Annotated in this window: 19 protein-coding genes and 2 pseudogenes; 12 read left to right on the forward strand and 9 right to left on the reverse strand. The window is 67.0% G+C overall.

Annotation, left to right across the window (positions count from 1 at the left end; genetic code table 11):
• Positions 1–16 precede the first annotated feature (16 nt).
• Positions 17–799 carry an RNA polymerase subunit sigma-24 gene (locus tag OHA03_RS31670; RefSeq protein WP_267007134.1) on the forward strand — a complete coding sequence of 261 codons (783 nt, stop codon included), beginning with the start codon at positions 17–19 and terminating at the stop codon, positions 797–799.
• A gap of 118 nt (positions 800–917) precedes the next feature.
• Here the strand turns inward: OHA03_RS31670 and OHA03_RS31675 are convergent, their stop codons facing one another.
• Positions 918–2,051, reverse strand: a complete 1,134-nt coding sequence (locus OHA03_RS31675) for a glutathione-independent formaldehyde dehydrogenase (RefSeq protein ID WP_267007135.1) — start codon at positions 2,049–2,051, stop codon at positions 918–920.
• Between the two features lie 170 nt (positions 2,052–2,221).
• Here OHA03_RS31675 and OHA03_RS31680 point away from each other — a divergent pair, with 170 nt between their 5' ends.
• From OHA03_RS31680 to OHA03_RS31690, 3 genes and pseudogenes are all read left to right on the forward strand, one after another.
• A complete protein-coding gene (locus OHA03_RS31680; protein WP_030931808.1) occupies positions 2,222–2,413 on the forward strand; it encodes a hypothetical protein in 192 nt (63 codons plus the stop codon).
• Between the two features lie 149 nt (positions 2,414–2,562).
• Positions 2,563–3,138, forward strand: coding sequence for a GNAT family N-acetyltransferase (locus OHA03_RS31685; RefSeq protein ID WP_267007136.1), 576 nt, complete (start codon positions 2,563–2,565; stop codon positions 3,136–3,138).
• 86 nt (positions 3,139–3,224) lie between these two features.
• A pseudogene (locus OHA03_RS31690) lies at positions 3,225–3,594 on the forward strand (transposase); the annotation flags it as partial.
• On the opposite strand, the gene grpE reads toward OHA03_RS31690, so the two are convergent.
• Together grpE and dnaK are read right to left on the reverse strand one after the other, a co-directional pair.
• Positions 3,590–4,195 (reverse strand): nucleotide exchange factor GrpE, encoded by a 606-nt coding sequence (gene grpE / locus OHA03_RS31695; RefSeq protein ID WP_267007137.1) that lies wholly within the window; start codon positions 4,193–4,195, stop codon positions 3,590–3,592. The pseudogene OHA03_RS31690 and the gene grpE sit on opposite strands and share 5 nt — an antisense overlap.
• The gene (dnaK, locus tag OHA03_RS31700; RefSeq protein WP_267007138.1) at positions 4,192–6,063 is read right to left on the reverse strand and encodes a molecular chaperone DnaK; all 1,872 of its coding nucleotides are present in this window, start codon (positions 6,061–6,063) and stop codon (positions 4,192–4,194) included. The genes grpE and dnaK overlap by 4 nt, the downstream gene beginning before the upstream one ends.
• A gap of 142 nt (positions 6,064–6,205) precedes the next feature.
• On the opposite strand from dnaK, the gene OHA03_RS31705 reads away from it, so the two are divergent.
• A complete protein-coding gene (locus OHA03_RS31705; protein WP_267007139.1) occupies positions 6,206–6,496 on the forward strand; it encodes a hypothetical protein in 291 nt (96 codons plus the stop codon).
• 191 nt (positions 6,497–6,687) lie between these two features.
• Here OHA03_RS31705 and OHA03_RS31710 read toward each other — a convergent pair whose 3' ends face one another.
• Positions 6,688–6,900, reverse strand: coding sequence for a hypothetical protein (locus tag OHA03_RS31710; RefSeq protein WP_267007140.1), 213 nt, complete (start codon positions 6,898–6,900; stop codon positions 6,688–6,690).
• Between the two features lie 226 nt (positions 6,901–7,126).
• Between OHA03_RS31710 and OHA03_RS31715 the strand changes: the two genes are divergently transcribed.
• The 6 genes and pseudogenes from OHA03_RS31715 to OHA03_RS31740 all read left to right on the forward strand — a co-directional run bounded on the left by OHA03_RS31715 (position 7,127) and on the right by OHA03_RS31740 (position 10,733).
• Positions 7,127–7,498: a hypothetical protein gene (locus OHA03_RS31715; RefSeq protein ID WP_267007141.1), complete on the forward strand. Its 372-nt coding sequence runs from the start codon at positions 7,127–7,129 to the stop codon at positions 7,496–7,498.
• A 359-nt stretch (positions 7,499–7,857) separates the two neighbouring features.
• Entirely contained in the window at positions 7,858–8,031 is a 174-nt protein-coding gene (locus OHA03_RS31720; RefSeq protein ID WP_267007142.1) for a CsbD family protein, read from the forward strand.
• A 468-nt stretch (positions 8,032–8,499) separates the two neighbouring features.
• Complete coding sequence (locus OHA03_RS31725) at positions 8,500–8,703, forward strand: CDGSH iron-sulfur domain-containing protein (protein ID WP_267007143.1); 204 nt, start codon at positions 8,500–8,502, stop codon at positions 8,701–8,703.
• 397 nt (positions 8,704–9,100) lie between these two features.
• Entirely contained in the window at positions 9,101–9,664 is a 564-nt protein-coding gene (locus OHA03_RS31730) for a hemerythrin domain-containing protein (RefSeq protein WP_267007144.1), read from the forward strand.
• A gap of 247 nt (positions 9,665–9,911) precedes the next feature.
• Positions 9,912–10,085: pseudogene (locus OHA03_RS31735) on the forward strand (Ku protein); the annotation flags it as partial.
• Positions 10,086–10,418: 333 nt separating this feature from the next.
• Positions 10,419–10,733 (forward strand): hypothetical protein, encoded by a 315-nt coding sequence (locus OHA03_RS31740; protein ID WP_267007145.1) that lies wholly within the window; start codon positions 10,419–10,421, stop codon positions 10,731–10,733.
• Positions 10,734–11,121: 388 nt separating this feature from the next.
• Here OHA03_RS31740 and OHA03_RS31745 read toward each other — a convergent pair whose 3' ends face one another.
• Positions 11,122–11,631: a DinB family protein gene (locus OHA03_RS31745; protein WP_267007146.1), complete on the reverse strand. Its 510-nt coding sequence runs from the start codon at positions 11,629–11,631 to the stop codon at positions 11,122–11,124.
• Between the two features lie 575 nt (positions 11,632–12,206).
• Here OHA03_RS31745 and OHA03_RS31750 point away from each other — a divergent pair.
• Positions 12,207–12,806, forward strand: coding sequence for a DinB family protein (locus OHA03_RS31750; RefSeq protein ID WP_267007147.1), 600 nt, complete (start codon positions 12,207–12,209; stop codon positions 12,804–12,806).
• 376 nt (positions 12,807–13,182) lie between these two features.
• Here OHA03_RS31750 and OHA03_RS31755 read toward each other — a convergent pair whose 3' ends face one another.
• From OHA03_RS31755 to OHA03_RS31770, 4 genes are all read right to left on the reverse strand, one after another.
• Complete coding sequence (locus tag OHA03_RS31755) at positions 13,183–13,551, reverse strand: PRC-barrel domain containing protein (RefSeq protein ID WP_267007148.1); 369 nt, start codon at positions 13,549–13,551, stop codon at positions 13,183–13,185.
• A 360-nt stretch (positions 13,552–13,911) separates the two neighbouring features.
• A complete protein-coding gene (locus OHA03_RS31760; protein WP_267007149.1) occupies positions 13,912–14,073 on the reverse strand; it encodes a hydrophobic protein in 162 nt (53 codons plus the stop codon).
• A 311-nt stretch (positions 14,074–14,384) separates the two neighbouring features.
• Positions 14,385–14,774, reverse strand: coding sequence for a hypothetical protein (locus tag OHA03_RS31765; RefSeq protein ID WP_267007150.1), 390 nt, complete (start codon positions 14,772–14,774; stop codon positions 14,385–14,387).
• Between the two features lie 444 nt (positions 14,775–15,218).
• Positions 15,219–16,199 carry an aldo/keto reductase gene (locus OHA03_RS31770; protein ID WP_267007151.1) on the reverse strand — a complete coding sequence of 327 codons (981 nt, stop codon included), beginning with the start codon at positions 16,197–16,199 and terminating at the stop codon, positions 15,219–15,221.
• Positions 16,200–16,537 lie beyond the last annotated feature (338 nt).

The following is a 16,537-nucleotide window of genomic DNA, read 5'->3' on the forward strand; positions in this document are numbered from 1 at the left end:
GAAAGGACCATCCCTCATGGATGAGGACCAGGAAGAGGACCTGGCCCACGCTGAGGTCATAGAGGTGCCGCAGGTGGGGCTGACGCGCCTCGCTGCACACATGTGCCTCGACATCTTCGACTCCGCCCGGCACCGGCGGAAGCTGAACGTGGCTGAGCGGCTGCCTGAGCCGGTGCCGGACAGGACGACGACCGTGGCTTCGACTCCGGTGAGGGCGCTGGACCGGATCACGCTCGGCGAGTCCGTGTACACGGCGCTGACGGTCGTGCTGGAATCCCTGAGGCCTGCGGCGCGGGTCGGGTTCGTCCTGCGCGACATGGTCGCCCTGTCGTCCGGAAAAATTGCCGCGATCGTCGGCCGTACCCCGCAGATGTGCCGGCAACGCGCGTCCGTCGCCTGGCGGCACGTGCGCGACCGGGGGCGACGGGAGACCGCGCCCGATGTGCACACCCGCATCGTCACGGCCTTCCGGGCCGCCTGCGACATCGGCGACCTCACCACTCTCGTCTCGCTGCTCGACGCGGAAGCCACCGCACTCAGCGACGGCGGCGGCAAGGTTCGCGCTGCCCTGAACCCGGTCCACGGCGCCGAGCGCACGGCCCGCTTCATGCTCCGCGTACTGTTGCAGCACCCCGCGCTCGAAGCCACCCTGCAATCCGTGAACGGCAAGACCGGTCTGGTCCTCCGCCACGACACCGTTGTGTCCGGTGTCGTCAGTTTCCACGTGCAGGACGAGAAGATCACCGATGTATGGCTGGTACTCAACCCCGACAAGCTCCGCAGCTGGAACCGCAGCTGACGACCACTGCGAACCCCCGCCGTCGGCAAGTTCGGGGGCGCTCGGCATCACCCGGCAGCGCGGCGGCGATTACCAGCGCGGCCAGTCGCGCGCCGGGCGAGTCCTGTCGAGCCTTCCGCTACGGGTGCAGCACTACCTTCGTGTAACCCTCGATCCGCTTGTCGAACTTGTCGTACGCCGACGACGCCTGGTCCAGAGGCAGTTCATGCGAGACGACGAAGCTCGGCGTCGCCCGGCCTTCGATGATCATGTCGCGCAGGAACCGGTTGTAGCGCTTCACGTTGCACTGCCCCGTACCGATCCGCAGGCCCTTCTCGAAGAGCTTGCCGATCGAGACGAGGAGCATGCCGTGCTTGGCCTGCTCGTCGGGGCCTCCGGGGTCGGCCGGGACATAGAGTCCGGGCACGCCGAGCGCTCCGGTGGCCCGGACCGTGCCGACGAGCGAGTTCAGGACGGTCGCCGGTTCCTCGCGGTCCGTGCCGTGCGCCGTCGCCTGGTAGCCGACGGCGTCCACGCCCTTGTCCGTGCCGATGCCCTCGGTCTGCTCCCTGATCTGCTCCACGGGATCGCCTTCGGCGAAGTTGATCGGAACCGCACCGATCTCTCGGGCCTTCTCCAGCCGCTCGGGGACCCGGTCCACGACGAACACCTTCTTCGCGCCGCGCAGCAGGGCCGAGTACGCGGCCATGAGCCCGACCGGCCCGCCGCCGTACACGGCGACGCTCTCGCCCGGGCGGACATCGGCGAGTTCACAGCCGTGGTAGCCGGTGGGGAAGATGTCCGCGAGCAGCATGAAGTCGGTCTCCTGCTCGTTTCCCGGCGGCAGCTTCAGGCAGTTGAAGTCGGCGTAGGGAACGCGCAGGTATTCTGCCTGGCCGCCCGGCCAGGGCCCCATGGCGACATAGCCGTAAGCGCCGCCCGCGAAGCCGGGATTGACGGTCTGACAGAATCCGGTGAATCCCTCCACGCAATTGGTGCAGAATCCGCAGGCGACATTGAAAGGCATGACCACGCGGTCGCCCTCTTTGAGTGAGGTGATGCCCTGACCGATGTCCTCGATGATTCCCATGTTCTCGTGGCCGAAGACGATGCCGGGCTCAGCCGCAGTACGACCCTCGTACATGTGCAGGTCAGAGCCGCAGATCGCGGTGGAGGTGATTCGGACGATCACATCGTTCGGGTGCTGAATCCTGGGCTTTTCAACTTCTTCGACCGCCACGGTGAACGGTCCCTTGTACACGACGGCTTTCACGGCTGCCACCTCCGCTCGGCGATGCACGCCCGTTCCCCACCCCAGTCCCGCGCCATTTCGCGTGACCCATCTCTCATGATTCTCCGGCCTGCGCCAACGGACAACCCGGTAATCTCGGGAGAAATGCCCACCCAGGTGTCGCGCCGAGAAATGGAAAGAGAGTGCGAGGAGTGGCAGCGCAACGGCTCGGAACCCTGCTCGTCCCAGTACCTGGCCTGTCCGGTACGACGTACCCGCCCGGAACGACGGTGACTGTCCGCGGTCGCGGCGCTACTGTCGATGCCTTCGTCAACGGCGACTGGCTACCGCTGTCGTGGTGGGAGTTCTCCGACGGGCTCCGCGAGGACATCGCCGACCGCTGACCCCAGCGCGTGAAACGCGTTCGGCGGACGGGCTGACCGTTGTGCGAGCCGATGAACCACGGATCCTCGATGATGTGCCGCGTGGCCCGGAACGCGGGTCAGTGACGGGGCTGGGCTGACGCTGCGGGACAGCCCTTAGGCTGCCGCTCATGAACACGGCCACGACCAGCAGCGGGAATGCTGAACCTTTCATCCTTGACGTGGCGGAACTGACGTCCGATCCGGAACTGGAAGCCCGGTTCGTGGAGTCGGCTCACCGGATCCTGGCGGACCTGGTCCGCGGGGGTGCCGCGTTGGGTTGGGTGGAGCCCCCCTCGTGCGATGAGGTGGCGGAGCTCCTCGGCCACGTCGTCACTGCCGTGCAGGCCGGAGACGGGGCCCTGCGCGCCGCGTACCTCGACCGTCGGCTTGTCGGGTTGGGGTACTGGCTGCGCTACGTGCGGCCGACTCATCGACCGCACGCTGATCTCGAGAAGATCGCGGTGGATGCTGCTGCCCAGGGTCGTGGCGTCGGTCGGGCGCTGACCAGTGCTTTGATCGCAGACGCCCGGCGGGCGGGTCTTGAGGTCCTCACCCTGGACGCCCGTGGCGACAACAGCGACGCCCTGCGCCTCTACCGGTCGCTGGGCTTCACCGAGTACGGCCGTCTGCCCGACTTCGTCGCCGTCGGTGAACGCCGCTACGACAAGGTCTTCTACATGCTGGACTTTCGCCGACAAGGCTGACACCACACACGAAGGCAAGGAAACGACCCGCCTGCGTTTCGCGATCAGTTGTGCGGGATGAGGGCCGAGTACCTGGTGGGGACGGGCTGTTCGAGGTCGAGCCGGTCGAAATGAGCAGTCGCAGGGCCGTCAGCCCGGGGTGGACAAGCGGTCAGGGCGTTCGACCCGCACCGGGTCCTGTTTGCCACCCTCGCCGCTGGACGACTTGCGGCCGCAGAACGACCTGGCCCGGTGCGTCACCGACGTGGTCGACGAGGTGCTGGACCTGGGCCCGTCCCAGCCGACTGCACCGAGAAGCGCGGCTACCCGCCCTACGAGCCCGGGCTGATGCTGCGTCTACTGATCCATGACCACGCCACTGGCGTTCGCTCCGCCCGGGCGATCGAGCGCAATTGCGCCGCAGACATCGCGTTCCGGTCCCTTACCGCCGACCAAGCCCCGGACTTCCGGGCTATGTGGCACGGCCGGGTCCTGCCACCGCCACCTGGGCCGGGCGCAGGAGGCGGTCGCCGACCCGGTAGCCGTGGCGCAGCACCTCGGTGCACACGGCTTCATGGCCCGTACCGGAGGTGCGGTAGACGATTGCCTCATGAGTGTGCGGATCGAAGGGGTCACCTGCTGCACCGACGGTTCGCAGCCCCAGCGCCGCCAGCCGCTCATCGAGTACGTCGAAGAGGATCGCCGCAGCGCCGATGTCGTCGCCCTGCCGGCGAGCCTCCTCCACAACGTCCAGGACCGGAAGCAGGCCGTTGAGCACATTGACCACCGCGATCTCCCGGATCGCCAGACGGTCGCGGCGCACCCTCTTTCGGTAGTTGTCGTACTCGGCTTTCACCCGCTGCAGATCCTCGGTCAGCTCCGCGATCTGCTCACGCAGCCGTGTGGCCTCAGCCCGATCGGGCCGGCCGGAGTCCGGGCGTCCCTGACCGACACCGTCCGGACCTGACACATCCTGGTGTCGCTGGGACTGCAGGATGACCGGGTCGATCCTGCACACGTCGCGCACCACCACAGGTGACCGCTCACCCTGATGCCTGAGGTGCGGCTCCTTTCTCATCCGGCGCCTCCCTTCCGCTCGTCATCGACGATCTCCGCATCGACGACGTCCTCCTCGCCGGTGCCAGGGCCCCCAGCCGTGCTGCTGTCGGCCGCGCCGCCCCCACCGTCGGCTTCGCCCTGCGTCTGTGCGTACAGGGCGGTGCCGATCCGCTGCGCGGCCGCACTTGCCTTCTCGGTGGCGGTGCGGATCTCGGTGGTGTCCTCGCCCTTGAGTTTCTCCTTCAGCTCGGTGAGCGCGGTCTCCACCTCCGTCTTCACGTCGCCGGGGATCTTGTCCGCGTTGTCCTGCAGCAGCTTCTCGGTCTGGTAGACCAGGGACTCCGCCCGGTTGCGGGTCTCGGCGGCCTCCCTGTGTTGTCGGTCCTCCTCCGCGTACTGCTCGGCCTCCTGCACCATGCGGTCGATGTCGTCCCTGGGCAGCGAGGAGCCACCGGTGACGGTCATCTTCTGCTCCATGCCGGTGCCGAGGTCCTTGGCAGCGACGTGCATGATGCCGTTGGCGTCGATGTCGAACGCGACCTCGATCTGCGGGACACCACGCGGGGCCGGCGGCAGACCGGTCAGCTCGAAGACGCCGAGCTTCTTGTTGTACGCCGCGATCTCGCGCTCGCCCTGGTAGACCTGGATCTGCACCGACGGCTGGTTGTCGTCGGCCGTCGTGAAGATCTCGGACCGCTTGGTCGGGATCGTGGTGTTGCGCTCGATGAGCTTCGTCATGATGCCGCCCTTGGTCTCGATACCGAGGGACAGCGGCGTGACGTCGAGGAGCAGAACGTCCTTGACCTCACCCTTGAGGACACCGGCCTGGAGCGAGGCACCGATGGCGACGACCTCGTCGGGGTTCACACCCTTGTGCGGATCCTTGGAGGTCAGTTCCTTCACCAGCTCGGTCACTGCCGGCATCCGCGTCGAACCGCCCACCAGGATCACATGATCGATGTCCGACACCTTGATCCCGGCGTCCTTGATCGCGTTGTGGAACGGACCCTTGCAGCGCTCCAGCAGGGTGGCCGTGAGCTGCTCGAACTGCGCACGTGTCAGCTTCTCGTCCAGATGCAGTGGGCCTTCGGCAGACGCGGAGATGTAGGGCAGGTTGATCGTCGTCTCGGTCGCGGACGACAGTTCGATCTTCGCCTTCTCCGCGGCCTCGCGCAGACGCTGCAGCGCCATCTTGTCCTTGGACAAGTCGACGCCATAGCCGTTCTTGAACTGCTTCACCAGGTGGTCGACGATCCGCTGGTCCCAGTCGTCACCGCCGAGGTGCGTGTCGCCATTGGTCGCCTTGACCTCCACCAGGCCCTCGCCGATCTCCAGCAGGGACACGTCGAAGGTGCCGCCACCGAGGTCGAACACGAGGATCGTCTGGTCGTTCTCCTTGTCCAGACCGTAGGCCAGCGCCGCGGACGTCGGCTCGTTGATGATCCGCAGGACGTTCAGGCCCGCGATGTGGCCCGCCTCCTTGGTCGCGGTGCGCTGAGAGTCGTTGAAGTACGCCGGGACGGTGATCACCGCGTCGGTGACGTCCTCCCCGAGATGTGCTTCGGCGTCCCGCTTCAGCTTCTGCAGCACGCGTGCGGAGATCTCCTGCGCGGTGTACCGCTTGCCATCGATGTCGCCGGACTCGGGGAAACGCCACTGCGCCTCTCCCATGTGCCGCTTGACCGACCGCGCGGTGCGCTCGACATTCGTCACCGCCTGCCGCTTGGCGATCTCGCCGACGAGTACCTCACCCGTCTTGGCGAACGCCACCACCGACGGAGTGGTCCGCGCACCCTCGGTATTCGCAATGACCGTCGGCTCACCGGCCTCGAGCACAGACACCACGGAGTTCGTCGTTCCCAGGTCAACACCCACAGCCCGTGCCATCACTGCCTCCCTTTCCCGGCAATGCTTGATGCCCTTCCATTGATAAAACCTGAGTGCACCTGGGTCAAGTATGGTCCTCCCTGGCCTGCCGCAGTGCGGTGTTCGGGCCGGCCTGTTCGGGGGCCGCGCTCACATCGCGGCGTTGCCTGTTGTTGTGCCTGCGCAACCTCTCGATCTGCTGGACGAGACCGTCCACGCGGTCGGCAAGATCGCGGCGCTCCTCCAGATACGGGCGCGCGTGACCGAGCGGCTCGATGAGGCGGGCGGCGTCGCTGAGGTCGATCCTGCAATTCGGGGGCGAACCGGTTCGGAGTGCCGGGCGGCCATCGTGTTACTCCCTGGGGCCATTGTCCCCGTTCGCCAAGTCACCGGCCTGCTCGCCGGTGCTTCGACCCTGCGGGCCTGCCCTGATGAGCACCGACCCGTTCCGTGAGCTCGAACGACCCACGACCAACGGTGACGAGCGCCGAATCCACCGCCGACCAGGGACACCGGTTCCGCGTCACGGAGCTTCCCGCGGCCGACCGATGCGAGTGCCGGCAGAGTCCGATGACTACGCCGCCTCGCCGACGATGTAATCAATCCCCAGGAGCAAGTCACCACCGGGCTACAAAGGATGCGAACTCAGCCCGGTTGGCCCGACTGACGCGAGAGGACATCCGGGGACGTGTCCGCGCCGGAGAGGTCTCCCCTTTCCTCGTCGGCAGGGCCTCCCGTGCAGGTCTCCAGGAGTGTGACGGTTGAGGTCGGTTCGATCGCGCACGGGGCCGTGCGGCCGTGGTCGGCGTCGATCGCCCGGCCGGCCCTGTGGACGACGGGATCGGAGCCGTCGGACATGTCTGCGGTGGTGCGGCGGTCCCGGAGTGGTCGGCGGCTGCAGAAGAGCCGGCGAGGACCGATCGACCGTGGAATCGGCAGCCTTCGGCTGTTTCAGGGGCGCGCCTTGCTGAGGGAAATTCTCGACGGCGCGATGGAGACCAGGACCGGACTTACAGCATCGCGAAGGGGCTCGGACGAGGCGCCAGGTCCTGCCGTCCTCGCAACAAGACAAAGAGGAGAGGTCATGGCGCGGGTGGTAGTGGAGGGCACCGATATCGTTGTTCGCCTGTCATGGTGGGAGAAGGTGGTGACACGCCACGACGATGTGCGGGTACCGGGATCGGCACTTCGCCGGCTGTATATCGAGCCCGACTGGTGGCGGGCGCTTCGCGGTGGGCGCGGTCGGGGCACCTGGATTCCTGGACGGCTGTGCGCGGGTATCCGCCCACTTCCGGAGGGACAGGACTTCGCGTTGGTACGGGCCGGCGGGCCGGTGCTGTGTGTGGAACTGCGCCGGGGTGCACCGTTCAGCAGGCTGGCGATCTCCGTCCCCGACCCTGAGAGGGCGATGCGGGTACTGCTGCCGCTGGTGCCGCGGGATCGTCTGGGAACGTGAGTGCCGGTGATTTGATGCCGCTGATCGGATCCTCCGTGGCAGGGCCGACTCCTCCCCGCGCGTCCGGGACCTGAAGCCCGGCGAACTGTGCCCCGCTGGAGCCGCCACCCGGACGGGGGAATCGGCAGCAGGTGTCACCGCCTTGTGCGGCACGGGACATGTGATCCCGGACGGTTCTGCCACGCCGCATCAAACCGACCCGGAACCGACCAGGTGCGCGGCCGGCTGTTGGCGTGCGTGCGCCCCTACGGCCCTTCGCCCGGTTGCTCGTGTGCGCGCCACCTCACCGATTGCGGCCTCGGAGTGATCGGCGCAGGGTTGGTACGTCAGTCCCCCTCACAGTGAAGGACAGCATCGTTATGAGTAAGGCAAAGGCGAAGGCCAAGCAGGTCAAGGGCAAGCTGAAGGAAACCGCCGGCGATGCCATCGGCGACAAGGGCATGCAGGCAGAGGGCCGCAGTGAGCGATTGACGGGCAAGGCCCAGGAGACCGCAGCCAAGGCGGCTGAGCGGTTGAAGAAGTCCGGACGGTAGTCGCCTGGGCGCAGGAAGGACCGCGCAGCCGGGGTGACGGCATCCGGGCTTCACGCTTGCGCGCCGAGGTTTGAGATTTCGGTGCTACTGAACTTCGCCGGCGTTCAGCGAACGCCGAGTCCGAGTCGCTTGCAACACCGGCTCGGAGGCTGATCACCCGTCAGGCACGCTGCTCCACAGGTGGAGTCGTCGTGCCCGGCCCGTCGTCCCGCGCCTGCCATGGCTGTTCCTACCGAGCGTTCGTCCCTGCGCAGAGGGCAGCCATGGCGGGGTGGGCGGGTTCACAAGCCCGCCCCTACTCGTCGTCACACGACCCGGGTGCCCGAAGGTCGACAGCTCATGCTGCGGAGCCAAGGGTTCGGCAAGGAGCGTTCCATGGTGCCGGTCGGAAAGAGGAACCGGTGGTGATCCGTGCAGAGCGGCCGTGATGAACCAGGGACCGCACCTCGGGCAGTTGCACGACGCGTCATGCAGGAGCCGGGCGGGCCCATGCTCGTGGAAGGGCCCGTCGAAGTCGTCCAGGAGGACGGCACCATTGCTCGCTCGGACCGGCCTGTCGTCGCTCTGTGCACCTGCCGACGGAGCCTCGTCTTCCCTTGGTGCGACACGAGCCACCGCGGCCGGAAGAAGCGGAAGGCCCCACCGCCGGCCTCGGAGCGGCACGCGGAGTGAGGACTCGTCATCCCGCCGGGCGCCGAGCAACTGCCGTTCGGCGTCGCAGCCACCGGATGGTTGGAAGACCGGTTCGAGGGCCGGTGACGCGGCGCCCTCGCAATCCCACAGGTGGCGACACCCTGCTGTGACGTTGTTCTGCCGGGAGCGGGGCAGCCTCGACGGCTGGGAAGCGATTCTCGGCAACTCGGTGTGGGTCGAATGGCGAGGGGTCGACTCCCACCAATACCAGCTTGTGGGCGTGCCGGACCGCAGGGAAGCGGGAATGCGGGGGTGTGCCTGGGGCATGGCTGCGCCGGGGAGGTGAGTGCCGTGTCCGTCTTCGCGCGCAGAGCGCAGGTTTTGCCTGTCTGCGGTTCCGTTCGCAGAGGGCGACGAACTCGATGAAGGGACTGTCATGGGACACGGCGGCAATGTGATCGTGGAGTTCACGGCCGATCATCGTGAGCTGGAGGAGTTGTTCGCGCAGATCGAAGCGCAGCCGGTCGACCATCCGCGGCGACGTGAGCTGGCGGACCGGCTGACCGCAGAACTTGTGCGGCACTCCGTCGCCGAGGAGATGTACCTGTATCCGACGGTACGCAAACACGTACCGCACGGTGGGGCACTGGCGGACAAGGAACTCGCCGATCACGCCAAGGTCGAGCAGATGCTCAAGGATCTCGAAGACCTGCCCGCCGACGATCCGCAGTTCAACGACATCGTTGCGAAGCTCAAGTTCGAGGTCGCCTCCCACGTGCGTGAGGAGGAGCACGAGCTGTTCCCGAGACTCGCGGAGTCGTTTTCGTCCGACAAGCTGGACGAGCTGGGGCGGCTGGTGCGCCGGGCCAAGGAGATGGCCCCCACCCGACCGCACCCCTCCCTCCCGAACACCCCGCCCGCCAACAAACTCCTCGCGCCCGGCGTCGGACTGGTGGACCGCGTACGCGACCTGCTCAGCAGCCGCACGCCTACAGGTTGAACCGTCAGCCAGTGTCCGCAAGTGAGTCCTGAACCCGCGGCTGCGTCGCCCGTCCGATCGTGGGAGCCGCGGCACCGTGTGATGCGGCATCTTTCGACGTCTGCGTATGCGATCACGGCCGGCTCGCGTAAGGATCGGATTACGGGCGGTGGCCCGGTTGCGCCCCGACCTCGTGTGGGTCGGTCCCTTCTCCGGCGCTCCGGTCCGCTTCCCGGCCCACACTGCCAGGGGGAGCCTGGAGGAATGCATGCCGCGGCCCCTGTGGACCGGTGCCATCTCGTTCGGCCTGGTCACGATCGCGATCAAGATCATCAGCGCGACCGAGGACCGTTCGTTGCACTTCCACCAGGTGCACCTCGAGGACGTGGGCAGGGTCCGCACCCGGAAGGTGTGCGAGATCGAGGAGGAGGTCGTCAGGAAGCCGGCTGCGAAGAAGTCTGTTCCGGCGAAGAAGACATCGGCGAAGAAGACAGCAGCCGCGAAGAAGAGCATGGCCAGGAAGGCGCCCGCGAAGAAGCGCAGCGCGTCCTGACCGAGCGCGGGCACCGTCATGGCCAGCCCTGCCGCAGATCGCTCCCATGCTCGCCATGTCGGTGAAGTCACCCCGGCGCCCCGGAGACAGGCAGGGCTGCTGCGACACCTGGTCCGCAGCGGCTGCGCCCTGACCTGGCCGCAGCCAAGGGTGATTGACCACCCAACACTGCGGGGATGTCCGTGCCGCCCAAGTGCTGAGGTTTACTCCTACCCTCGTCACATGACCGAGAACGAGATCAAACTCAAGGCCATCGCGGCGCTCACCGCACTGCGCAGCGGGGTCGGAACCGACTATGTCTCGGACCTGCTCGGCGAAGTGGTTCCCGAGCATTTCATCGTGCCCGCCGCCGCGGGTCCGCGTGAGGTCGGGCTATCTGTTCTGGGCCAGCTCTCCCAGCCGCTCAGCGCACTGATCACCGGATTCGTGCTCGCGTTCCAGGCCGTTGCGGACGCCTATGACGAGACAGTACCTGCGACATCGACGGAAGAAATTCTCCAGGCCCTTGCCCTCGAACTCGCGCGCGAATCAGATTGAACCGTTCTCGAAGCCGACTCGCGCTCTCGCGTGTCCGCACGTCGATCCGGTATCAGACCGGTAGCTCGATAATCAGTTCGACGCGGGTGGTCGTCTCGGGCGGCAGCGGCAGGGTTGCCCCGGTGACCGAAGGGCGTTTCGGCTGTCGAGCTTTCGTGGCTCGATGCTTTCGTGCAGCTCCCAGGCTCGAGGGTCGGCGATCCTCTGAGTGACCGGCTGCCGCGGGCTCCAACAGCCAGACCAGGTCTACGGTCAGTTGGGCGCGGGGCGGGACGGCGTGGACGCCCCGTTCCGCGCTGGGGCGCCGTCAACTTCCAGCGGGCCAAGACCTAGTTGTAGGAGGCCCGCCCTCGCATCACGGAAGACCTGGGGAGCGGGCCATGCGGATTCAGGCTCCCACAGTCCCGTCGAGCCCTTCACGCAGAAGGTCCGCGTGTCCGTTGTGGCGGCCGTACTCGAGGAGGACGTGCACCATCACCATCCGAAGCGATACTTCCTCGTCCCATCGTGGCTGGTATCCGGCCAGGTCGAGAGAGTCAGCCTCCCGCTCGATGGAGCGTGACTTCTCCACTTCTGCCTCCCAGGCATCGAACGCCTCGCCCCTGGTTGACGCGCTTGCGTCGTACGCCGCCTGGAAGTCGGTCTTGTCGGACCAGACCATGGGCGCGTCGTTGTCCTCGAACACTCGACGGAACCAAGCGCGTTCCACCTCCGCCATGTGCCGTACCAGACCGAGCAGTGAAAGCGTCGACGGCGGCATCGAGCGCTGCCGCAGTTCCTCGTCGGCAAGCCCTTCGCACTTCATGGCGAGGGTCGCGCGGTGGTAGTCGAGGAAGGCCCGCAGCATGTCGCGTTCGCTGCCAAAACTGGGCGGTCCTATGCGATTGTCGCTGGTCACTGGTCGTACCCCTCGTCCGTGGCCGTATCTCGGAGCCCAGTATCCACTCCCTTCGGGCCGGTCCCAGGGGAGGGCCGTCCGGCGCACCCGACCGTCACCACGGGCCGTGAACGGCACGGGACCCGCCCCGGGGGCTGTCGCTGGTGCCCGATCAGTCAGCGAACGCATCGAGTGGGGCAGGAGCGCACGCCCTCTGCACAGGTGATCGAGATGCTCGGGCTCGCCCGACGCCGGATCAGGCTGCTGAGCGTGGTGCATGGGGCCGGGCACGTCGTGGTTGCCGACACCGTGGGCGCGCCCTCATCCGCCAAGCGCAGGTGACCGGCGACGAATACGGTGGAACGCGTTCACGGGTCGGCCGGTGCCGTACGGGGAGCCGAACGGGCCCTCGCCGAGCCAGAGCTGGACCACCGTCAGAGCGGGCGCTCCGGAGAATCACGGAAGGCGGTCACGGCGGCAGTGGGTTGGGGCCGTCGAAGGTGCAGACCGCGGTGTCGCGAGGCAAGGCCCTGCAGCACCATTCTGCGTTGCCCTGCAGAGCCTGGTTGTCAGTGCCGGATGGAAGACTTCCCGGCATGATCGAACCGAACCCGAAAGCGGATCTTCTCCGTTACCTGCAAGACGCTCGTGACGCCCTGTTGTGGAAGCTCGACGGGCTCTCGGAATACGACATCCGCCGCCCCCTGACACCCACCGGCACCAACCTGTTGGGACTGGTCAAGCATGTCGCCGGCGTGGAGGTGGGGTACCTCGGCGACACGTTCGGGCGGCCCTTCTTCGACGACAAGCCGCCGCCCTGGTGGTACACGGAGGACGCCGAACCCAACGCGGACATGTGGGCAACTGCAGACGAGTCGCGCGAAGAGATCATCCGGCTGTATCACCAGGCGTGGGAGCACTCGAACAGCACGATCGAGACGCTGACGCTTGACGCGATCGGTCACGTCCCGTGGTGGCCGGAGGAACGACGGGAGGTAACACTGCACCACGTCCTCGTGCGCGTGATCGCCGATACCCACCGGCACGCCGGCCACGCCGACATCGTGCGCGAGCTCATCGACGGGACCGTCGGGCTGTTGAAGGACAGCGACAACGTGCCGCCAGGCGATCAGGCATGGTGGGAGAACCACCGAAGCCGACTGGAGCGCGCGGCGCGGGAAGCCGGCAGCGGCTGATCCGCCGTTCTGCCGCCGACCCCACCGGCTGTGGGGTCGGCCATGCGGCGGGCCAAGCCACGGCCGTCCTCGATGCTCAGGCGACCGGCGTGCCGATGGCGCTCGAGCGGATCCCCGTGAACAGGGTGCCGATGGGCCGCGTCGTTCTTCACGGTCAGCGGCCGGCTGATCCGCCTGTCGGTTCGACCGATCGCCACTGCGACGTGAGCTTTCGCGGCGCGGGCGGGAAGCGCCTGCGGCCCAGCGGTGGCCCCGGCAACACTGGTGGTGCGGGCGTGCACTGCGGTGCCGACAACCCTGCCGGCCGTGGTTGCCGGGGCATGCGACGGCCCTCGGGAGAGTCCCGGGGGCCGTGCAGCACAGAACAGACGCACTGTCAGATGAACGGGCCGCCGAAGGGTGTGCCGGCGCCGTAGTAGGTGCCCAGCTGATCGTGGTAGCCCGGGTCGCCGAGGTGCTTCTCCCGATCGAATTCCGGGGCGTCCTTGATCTGCTGCTTGGTGCGGTCGACGAAGATCTTCTGCTCGTCCGGGTCGATACTGACGACCGTGCTCGCCGGGAGCAGGACTTCCCGGCCGAAGATCCACACGCCGGTGTCCACCACCAGGTAGGCGTCATCGACCTCATCGGAGTGCTTGTCGACCTTCCCGATGCTGCCGTCCGTGGCCTCGACCTTGTAGCCGGTGAGATCCGGGCCCGTCACACGGCCCGCAGTCGACTTGTAATTCCACACATTATCAGTCACGCGAAAACAACTCCTCCGGTAAACGGAGGGCGGCAGGGATCCCCGCCGGCCTCCTTTTTCCGTACGTCGTGCACAGCGGCTTCATCGGCCGCGTCGGTCCGGGTGCCCCGCATCCGGAGATTCACGCCCCCGATCGAAAATTGAATCGGGACCGTCTCCGATCTCTCGGAGGACAGGCATTTTCTCTGCTGCGTCACGGCGACCGCCCCGACGACACCCTCCGCCTTCCCTCGATATCCGGCTTCAATCGGCTATCGGAAAACAGCGGCGGTGCCCGCTGTGATGGCGATGGCCTGCTGTCTCGTCCGGAGAACGACAGGCCATCCGCCTACACTGCTTGGAATGCGCCGAAGCTGTCGGCTACCAGCGATACCAGCGGCCGGTGCCGCCCTTCGGGCGGGCGACGAAGCCGATCAGCCACAGGACCAGCACGATGATTGCGACCCACCACAGAATCTTCAGCGCGAAACCCGCGCCGAAGAGAATCAGGGCCAGCAGAAGAACGAGAAGCAGGGGAACCATGGTTATCAACCTCCGTACCACCGCCTGCCCCGCTATTTTCCGACCATGCGCACGAATGAAAAGCCAGCCTGCATTCGAACACGTGAGTACGGTCTGACCTGCTCTCTTCTGAAATTGATTGAATATGCGGCTTGAACGGGGGTTTCTGGGCCATGGACACCACAGGAGGCGAGGGGGATGCTCACCCACGGGAAGGCCGTCGCGGTGTGCGTCGCCGGAACGAGGAAGGCGCCCACAGGCGCGGCGCACATTGAAGGACGGTCCGGAACCCCTGCCGTCGGCTTGCCCGACTCCCCACGCACCGCAAGCGCTCAGCTGTCGCCTTCGTACTTCCCGCTCGGGAGTTGGTGGGCGGCAGGGACCTCGGCACCGTTGCTGTCGGAGGCTGTGGCGAAGAAGGAGGTGGCCCACACCGTGATGCGGTCCGGTTCGTGGATCGCCTCGAAAGGGTGGTCGTCCCAGTGGCCGTACGACGTGACCGTGACCCGCTCGCCGGGCATGAGCCAGTAGTCCTGCCCGAACGGCTCCAGCCACAGCTCCAGCAGCGTATCGCCGTCGTTCTGCACGAGCATCGGCACCGGGTTCCCCAGCTTCCTGATGGCCTCGAAACTGAAGTCGCCTGCTCCGGGCATGTTCTTCCGCAGCGGCTCGATGAACCGCTCGGCCGGCGTGGGCTCGGGCCTGTTCCTTGTTCTCCACATGACCAAGATTCTGGGCCCGGTCCCGAACGGGCTCTCGTGCGGGGGCGGTCATCGACCCCCGGTGCGGAGGTGACGCTCGCACATCTGACGGGGCTCGTGCCTGATGCTGCCTCAGCAATTGTGCGAGTTCACATCCCTGTGCCCAGACCGCGTCCGGCACCGGTGACGAAGTTGACCTTGCTCATGGGGGATTCCTTTCAGGCGCCGAAGGCACCCGGTTCGGTGTCAGGTGGTTGCGTCGTGGGGAGGCCGCCGGCAAGGGACCCGGCTGGCGGCCGTGCGACGGATGGTGTGGTCAGGACAGGTCTGTAGGCCTGATCCGCAGCTCGCCGACGGCGGTGTGGCGCGGGCTGAGGGTCGTGTGGACGATGCCGTGGACGGTTTCCTCGGTGACGCGGCCTCGCTGCTCAGGGCATTGCAGGCGAAACCAGGCGGCGACGGTGGTCAGCGGTCGATGCCGGCCATGTTCGCCTCGTCGTGGCGCTCGCCCGAGGCCGGGGTGAGGTTGTTCAAACGGTCGAGCTGAGCGGCGCTGAGTTCGATGCTGTCGGCGGCAGTGTTCTCCTCGACGCGTGAGACCCGGCGGGTTCCGGGGATGGGGGCGATGTCGTCGCCGCGGGTCAACAGCCACGCCAGCGCGGTCTGCGCCGGCGTTGCTCCGACCTCGGCGCCGATGGTCTGCACTTCATCGACGATGCGCAGGTTGCGCTGAAAGTTCTCGCCGGTGAAACGCGGGTTGGTCCTGCGCCAGTCGTCATCGGCGAAGTCGTCGACCGAGCGGATCTGCCCGGTCAGAAGGCCGTGGCCCAGCGGCGAGTAGGGAACGAAGCCGATTCCGAGCTCGCGCAGCAGCGGGAGAATCTCGGCCTCGACGTCGCGGGTCCACAGGGAGTATTCGGTCTGCAGCGCGGCCACCGGATGCACGGCGTGCGCACGGCGGATCGTGGCGGGGCCGGCCTCGGACAGCCCGATGTTACGCACCTTGCCCTCGGCGATCAGTTCGGCCAGAGCGCCGACGGTCTCCTCGATGGGAATGTTCGGGTCGACGCGGTGCTGGTAATAGAGGTCGATGTGGTCGGTGCCAAGCCGCTTGAGCGAGCCTTCGACCGCGGCCTTCACGTTGCCGGCGCTGCTGTCCACAACGCCGGGACCGCCACCGGAGTGGGACACGAGACCGAACTTCGTCGCCACGACAACATCGTCTCGTCGGCCCTTGATGGCCCTGCCGACAATCTCTTCGCTGTGGAAGGGGCCGTAGATCTCGGCGGTGTCGATGTGCGTGACTCCGAGGTCCAGCGCCCGGTGGATGGTGCGGATCGACTCGGCGTCATCGAGTCCCCCGCCCGTCGTGTAGGTGCCGGCCATGGTCATGGCGCCCAGGCCGATGCGCGAGACATCAAGCCCGCCCAGGGAAACGTGCTTCATCAGATACTCCTTGTCGTGGCGGCCGTCAGGCCTGGTCGGTGAGCCGGCGGGCGGTGGCGGCGCCGATACCGCTGCTCGCGCCGGTGACGAGCGCGACGGTTCCGGTCAGTTTCGAAGCCATCAGGGCGGTGTCCTTTCCTCCGGACGTGCGACGTGGCCCGTGGGTGTCACGCCAGTTGAGAGGGGTTGACCCTGCGAGTGCCGTGATCGGTGCAGCTCAGGGGGCGCGCTATCCAGGCAATCACCCGACAGTCCCGCCCGGACCCCCGTACGGGGTACCGCTCCACCGGGGGTCTGCCAGTACCTCCTTCGCGGGCTGAGACGCGCGGGGTCCGCCG

It is taken from the genome of Streptomyces sp. NBC_00154 (assembly GCF_026342835.1).
GTDB lineage: Bacteria > Actinomycetota > Actinomycetes > Streptomycetales > Streptomycetaceae > Streptomyces.

Excerpts from the sequence above, each read along its gene's own strand:
- OHA03_RS31670 (WP_267007134.1), top strand. The coding sequence starts at position 17 with ATGGATGAGGACCAGGAAGAGGACCTGGCCCACGCTGAGGTCATAGAG.
- OHA03_RS31685 (WP_267007136.1), top strand. The coding sequence starts at position 2,563 with ATGAACACGGCCACGACCAGCAGCGGGAATGCTGAACCTTTCATCCTT.
- grpE (WP_267007137.1), bottom strand. The coding sequence starts at position 4,195 with ATGAGAAAGGAGCCGCACCTCAGGCATCAGGGTGAGCGGTCACCTGTG.
- dnaK (WP_267007138.1), bottom strand. The coding sequence starts at position 6,063 with ATGGCACGGGCTGTGGGTGTTGACCTGGGAACGACGAACTCCGTGGTG.
- OHA03_RS31710 (WP_267007140.1), bottom strand. The coding sequence starts at position 6,900 with ATGTCCGACGGCTCCGATCCCGTCGTCCACAGGGCCGGCCGGGCGATC.
- OHA03_RS31715 (WP_267007141.1), top strand. The coding sequence starts at position 7,127 with ATGGCGCGGGTGGTAGTGGAGGGCACCGATATCGTTGTTCGCCTGTCA.
- OHA03_RS31720 (WP_267007142.1), top strand. The coding sequence starts at position 7,858 with ATGAGTAAGGCAAAGGCGAAGGCCAAGCAGGTCAAGGGCAAGCTGAAG.
- OHA03_RS31725 (WP_267007143.1), top strand. The coding sequence starts at position 8,500 with ATGCAGGAGCCGGGCGGGCCCATGCTCGTGGAAGGGCCCGTCGAAGTC.
- OHA03_RS31730 (WP_267007144.1), top strand. The coding sequence starts at position 9,101 with ATGGGACACGGCGGCAATGTGATCGTGGAGTTCACGGCCGATCATCGT.
- OHA03_RS31740 (WP_267007145.1), top strand. The coding sequence starts at position 10,419 with ATGACCGAGAACGAGATCAAACTCAAGGCCATCGCGGCGCTCACCGCA.
- OHA03_RS31750 (WP_267007147.1), top strand. The coding sequence starts at position 12,207 with ATGATCGAACCGAACCCGAAAGCGGATCTTCTCCGTTACCTGCAAGAC.
- OHA03_RS31760 (WP_267007149.1), bottom strand. The coding sequence starts at position 14,073 with ATGGTTCCCCTGCTTCTCGTTCTTCTGCTGGCCCTGATTCTCTTCGGC.
- OHA03_RS31765 (WP_267007150.1), bottom strand. The coding sequence starts at position 14,774 with ATGTGGAGAACAAGGAACAGGCCCGAGCCCACGCCGGCCGAGCGGTTC.
- OHA03_RS31770 (WP_267007151.1), bottom strand. The coding sequence starts at position 16,199 with ATGAAGCACGTTTCCCTGGGCGGGCTTGATGTCTCGCGCATCGGCCTG.